The organism is Streptomyces sp. NPDC002784 (assembly GCF_053592135.1).
This window is the reverse complement of the sequence record NZ_JBSFVD010000178.1, coordinates 1-1,403: the sequence shown is the minus strand read 5'-3', so window position 1 is coordinate 1,403 and position 1,403 is coordinate 1. Positions and strand designations below refer to the sequence as shown.

Genomic DNA, 1,403 nt, shown 5'->3' with positions numbered 1-1,403 from the left:
TACTGCAACGGTGCTTGCCGTGACTGCTGGCCAGCTCGGTCGTTGATGTGGTCATGGGTGGGGACCTTGCTGATGTCAGGTTGTGGGCTGGTGAACTCGAGGCGATGCATGACCGGTTCGTGCACCGGTTCAACCGGGAGGAGCCGCGCCAGTCGGCACTGGCATACATGCGCGGACTGATCGCTCCGCTGGAGCGAAAGAACGGCTGGACACTGGCGGAGGAGGCCGGGCACGCGGGCCCCGATCGCATCCACCGACTGCTCAACCGCATCGAGTGGGACGCCGACGAGGTCCTGGACGACGTACGCGACTACGTCGTCGAACACCTCGGAGACCAGGATGCCGTCCTGATCGTCGACGACACCGGGTTCCTGAAGAAGGGCATCCGCTCGGCCGGCGTGCAAAGGCAGTACTCCGGCACCGCCGGACGCACCGAGAACTGCCAGATCGGCGTCTTCCTCGCCTACGCCACGAGCCGCGGACGCACTCTGATCGACCGGCGGCTTTACCTGCCCACCTCCTGGACGGATGACCGGGAACGCTGCCGCCGGGCCGGCATCGACGACAGCGTCGTATTCGAAACGAAGGTGGCGATGGCCAAGGCGATGGTCCGCCGGGCCATCGCCGACAAGGTCCCGTTCCGGTGGGTGACGGCAGACGCTGCCTATGGGTTCAGCAAGGGCTGGCGGTTCGAGCTGGAGCAGGCTGATGTCTTCCACGTCATGGCCACCACCCGCCACGACACCGTCGTCACCCGCTGGTCCATCGACCACCCCGTCCACGACCTGTTCCCCGGCCTTGCGCGGCAGAAGTGGAAACGCCGTTCCTGCGGTGAAGGAGCTCACGGCCGGCGGATCTACGACTGGGCCCGCGTCGAGGTCCGGCCCTGGCACCGCGAGGACCGCCGGCACTGGGTTCTCGCCCGCCGCAGCGTCAGCCGCCCCGAGGAGATCTCCTACTACATCGCCTACTGCCCGGCCGACACCACACTGGACGAGCTGATCCGCATCGCGGGCAGCCGCTGGGCTGTTGAGGAGTGCTTCCAGACCGCGAAGCAGGAGTGCGGCCTGGACGACTACCAGGTCCGCCGCTATCCCGGCTGGCACCGCCACATGACCCTGGCCATGGCCGCCCACGCCTGCCTGACCGTCCTGCGAGCCCGAGAACTGAACGCCGACAAAGCAGAAACGGATCCTCCCAGCTCATCCACCTCAGCCTCGCCGAAATCCGACGCCTGATCACCCGACTCACCGACCGCCGCCCCACCCCGGTCGACCACATCCTGCACTGGTCGACATGGCGCCGCAGACGCCAGTATCAAGCACGGCTCAGTCACTACAAGCGCCGTGGACACAGCCCTTGAAAACTGCCCAGCACTCAGAACAAGCACCGTTGCAGTACTA

The 1,403-nt window shown here is 66.4% G+C and carries 1 protein-coding gene; it reads left to right on the top strand.

The genetic code is table 11. The features are described from left to right. Positions 1–53: 53 nt before the first annotated feature. Positions 54–1,238 (top strand): IS701 family transposase, encoded by a 1,185-nt coding sequence (locus tag ACWD1Z_RS37620; RefSeq protein WP_451125434.1) that lies wholly within the window; start codon positions 54–56, stop codon positions 1,236–1,238. The last annotated feature ends 165 nt before the right edge of the window (positions 1,239–1,403 follow it).